3 protein-coding genes and 1 pseudogene are annotated in these 3,863 nt (G+C 74.6%); 1 reads left to right on the top strand and 3 read right to left on the bottom strand.

All coding sequences use genetic code 11. The annotated features are described in order from the left end of the window. The 3 genes and pseudogenes from RIM90_RS30930 to RIM90_RS30940 form a co-directional block, all read right to left on the bottom strand. A pseudogene (locus RIM90_RS30930) lies at positions 1–542 on the bottom strand (hypothetical protein); the annotation flags it as partial. 169 nt (positions 543–711) lie between these two features. Beyond that, positions 712–1,842: an alpha/beta fold hydrolase gene (locus tag RIM90_RS30935; protein WP_309064052.1), complete on the bottom strand. Its 1,131-nt coding sequence runs from the start codon at positions 1,840–1,842 to the stop codon at positions 712–714. 123 nt (positions 1,843–1,965) lie between these two features. After that, a complete protein-coding gene (locus RIM90_RS30940) occupies positions 1,966–2,703 on the bottom strand; it encodes a class II aldolase/adducin family protein (protein ID WP_309064053.1) in 738 nt (245 codons plus the stop codon). A gap of 357 nt (positions 2,704–3,060) precedes the next feature. Here RIM90_RS30940 and RIM90_RS30945 point away from each other — a divergent pair. Further along, a partial coding sequence (locus tag RIM90_RS30945) for an anion permease (RefSeq protein WP_309064054.1) occupies positions 3,061–3,863 on the top strand: 803 nt, incomplete at its 3' end.

Here is a 3,863-nt window from a genome sequence, read left to right on the forward strand (position 1 = left end):
TGGAGGAAGGAGAGCACCTGGGGCATGGCCGAGACGACCTCGGCGACGGCGGCGGGCTCGTACTCCTCGGGTTCCGGATGGGCCAGCGACCAGGCGTCGAAGAGGGCGACCCAGCCGCGCAGCACGGCGCTGTCGTCGCGGTCCCAGGCGCGCAGCCGCCAGCCGGGGCGGGCGGTGCCGCCGTGCACCTCGATGAGGCCGGCCAGGCGGGCGGTGTCCCAGTCGGCCCGGACCTGAGCCGGGGTCAGGCCCAGGTCCCGCGCCGCCCGTTCGGCGGTCGCGTCGGAGAGGGTGGCCCTGCCGTCGGCCGTGGCGCCGTCCCGGCCGGGGCCGAGGGCGGCGTCGGCCCAGCGGGCGACACGGACCGCGCCGGCCAGGCGGGAGCGCGCCATTCCGGCCAGCTCCCCCGGTGCCGGAGTGCCCTCCGGAGGACGCGGCGCGGGGCGGCGCGAGCGCCGCTGGTTCATCGCTCTGGGGGCGGCGGCCAGGGGTCGCGGGCGGACGAGTCGGAGCCTGGAGTCGCGCGGGATACGGGACGTCACGGGTGCAGTCTCGCGGTTGACGGTCCGAAAACCCAAACGGAATGTCACGGTGGGCTAGCGGGATGGCCAACGCACCGGGTCCGGCGGCGGCCGGAGGGGGAAACAGGCCAGTGGTTCGACGCTAAACGGAATCCTCGGCACGCACTGCCCGGTCCGCTGCGGACAGCGGTCACATGAGAGGGGTGAGGAAGCGCCGCAGGGCCTCTTCGTAGGTGGGCGGGTCGGCGTTCCACATCGCCGCGTGGGAGGCGCCCCTGACCGTGTGCAGCGTGACGATGTCCGGGTGGGCGGCGGCGAGGCGGCGGGAGAAGCGCCAGGGGGCCACCGTGTCGTCGGGGCCGTGGAAGATCCGGGTGGGGACGGTGATACGGCCCAGGTGGACGGCGCCGGGACCGCGGTCGCCGTACAGGCCCGTGCGTCCCTGTGCGGCGCGGACCGCGAGCGGCAGCAGCGCGCCGGGGGTGCGGCGGGCCGCGGCGAGGGCGCGCAGCGTCGCGTCCCAGCTGAGCACCGGGGAGTCCAGGATCAGCCCGGCGACGCGTTCGCGCACCAGTGAGCGTGCGGCGGCGCGCAGCGCCATGGTCGCGCCGGTGGACCACCCGTACAGGACCACCTGCCGGGCGCCGGCGGCCACCGCGTGGTGCAGCGCCACGTCGAGGTCGTGCCACTCGGTCTCGCCGAGGTGGTGGAGGCCGTCCGGGGAGCGCGGGGCGCCCGGGTCGCCCCGGTGGGCGAGGGCGAGCACCGGGAAGCGGTGGCGGTGCAGGAACTCCATGACGTTCATGGTGTGCTCCCGGGTGGTGCCGAGGCCGTGCACCGCGAGCACCCAGGTGTCCCGGGCGCCCGGCACGAACCACGCGGGAAGCGGGCCGAGGTCGCCGGGGATCTCGAGGTCGGTGTGGTCCAGGCCGAGGGCGGTACCGGGGTCGCCGACGTACAGGCTCGGGGTGAGCCACACCTGGTCGCCGGGCTCCAGGGTGCCGCGCGTGACGCGTTCCAGGCGGCGTACGACGGCGTCGGCGGAGTCGGAGGTGCCGGCCAGCACGGGGCCGACGACCGCGTGGGAGCCGTCGTCACCGGCGAGGCCGTAGCGGCCGGGGCGCAGCGCGGCGAGGTCCCGGGTGAGGCTGACCTGGCCCGCGGCGGTGCCGTGGACGGTGAGCCGGGGTTCGGTGGGCAGGGGCCCGCCCGGGGGCACCTTGAGGGCGGCGTCGCTGGCGAACCGGCCGGCGGCCACCGCGGCGGCGCCGGCCCCTATCACGGCGGTGACGGCAGCGGCCGTCGCTCTTGCAGTGCGCACGAGACCAGTGTCCTGGCGGAACCCGGGACCGGCCAGTGGGCGGCACGGACACGGGTGACGCGGGCCGCCCGGCGGCGTGCGGCGCCCGGGGACGCGCGGTGCCCGGGGACGCGCCCGGCGGGCTCACCCGCGCCGCTGTCCGTACCCCCGCAGGCGCTCCCCCACCTCCGCCACCTGTCCCGGCGAGAGCAGGTTCGGGGACCGGCCCGGGACCGACGAGGCGGCCAGCCAGACGCGGCACATCCATTCCAGCTGGGCCGTGCGGTCGTAGGCCTGGGCGAGGGTCGTGCCGTGGGTGACGGTGCCGTGGTTCTGCAGGAGGCAGCCGGTGCGGCCGTCGAGGGCGCGGAGCATGTTCTCGGCCAGCTCGTCCGTGCCGTACGTCGCGTAGCGGGCCACCCGGACGGGGCCGCCCAGCGCCGCGGCCATGTAGTGGATCAGCGGCAGCTCGTCGACGAGCGTGGAGACGGCCGTCGCGTGCACGGCGTGCGTGTGCACGACGGCGCGCGCGCCGGTGGTCCGGTAGACGGCGAGATGCATGGGCAGCTCGCTGGTCGGGACCAGCGAGCCGAGGACCCGTCGGCCGTCGAGATCGACACCGGTCACGTCGTCCGGCGTCAGCCGGTCGTACGGCACTCCCGACGGTGTGACCAGGACGGTCCCGCCGACCCGCACCGAGACGTTGCCGGAGGTGCCGACGACGAGTCCGTCAAAGACGGTCCGGCGCGCGGTCTCGACGAGTTCCGCCCAGGCGTGCGCCTCCTCGTCGCGCACCCGGCGCCCCCGCACCTCCTCCCCCGCGTCCCGCGCACGCCCCCCGGCGCCTCCCGCTTCCCGTCCGTCCCCTCGCTGCTCAGCCATGCCGTGATCCTGCCAGGCGGCCTGCCGGTGCGCCGCGGGTCCGGGCACCGCGGACCGGCCGACCGGCGACTGGCCGGCGTGGACCTTCCGGCAGTACGGCAACGGCGGCACGCTCCCGGGTGACGAGAATCTCCTCCACGGCTCGCCCGGTCGCCCGAGGAAGATCGCCCGGGGCGCCCGACGGCCCGCCGACGGCCCCACCACAGGGCCGACCGCCGGATCCGGCGACGGTTCCGCCATCCGGCGGAACGACCGTCCCCTCTTGCGGTCACCACGACGCCCATTCCAGTTCATCTTCCGTTCACCCGGGTTACCTACGTTCGACCAGCCAATGACCTCGAACGATTGCCTGGGTAAATGGAAAGCTTCTCGCTGATCCTCGCGATTGTGGTGGTAACCGCACTCGCGTTCGATTTCACGAACGGTTTCCACGACACCGCGAACGCGATGGCAACAACCATTTCGACCGGTGCGCTGAGGCCCAAGGTCGCGGTGGCCATGTCCGCCGTGCTGAACCTTGTCGGCGCCTTTCTGTCGGTGGAGGTCGCCAACACGATCTCCAAGGGCCTTGTCGACGAGGCCGGCATCCGTCCCGAGGTCATCTTCGCCGCACTGGTCGGCGCGATCCTCTGGAACCTCCTCACCTGGCTGGTCGGCCTGCCGTCCAGCTCCTCGCACGCCCTCATGGGCGGTCTGATCGGCGCCACCGTCGCCTCCGCCGGTTTCGGCGCGGTGCACGGCGACGTCCTGGTCACCAAGGTGCTGATCCCCGCGATCGCCGCCCCGCTGGTCGCCGGCATCGCCGCGCTGCTCGCGACCCGGCTGACCTACCGCCTCGGCAAGAAGGCCGACGGCAAGGCCTCCGAGAAGGGCTACCGCGCCGGCCAGATCGCCTCCGCCGGCCTGGTCTCCCTGGCCCACGGCACCAACGACGCCCAGAAGACGATGGGCATCATCACCCTCGCCCTGGTCGCCGGCGGCACCCTCGCCCCCGACTCCGACCCGCCCATGTGGGTCATCGTCTCCGCGGGCATCGCCATCGCGCTCGGCACCTACCTCGGCGGCTGGCGCATCATCCGCACCATGGGCAAGGGCCTGACCGACCTCCAGCCGCAGCAGGGCTTCGCCGCGCAGACCAGCGCCGCGACGGTCATCCTGGC

It is taken from the genome of Streptomyces sp. (genome assembly GCF_031181555.1).
GTDB classification, from domain to species: Bacteria; Actinomycetota; Actinomycetes; order Streptomycetales; family Streptomycetaceae; genus Streptomyces; species Streptomyces fimbriatus.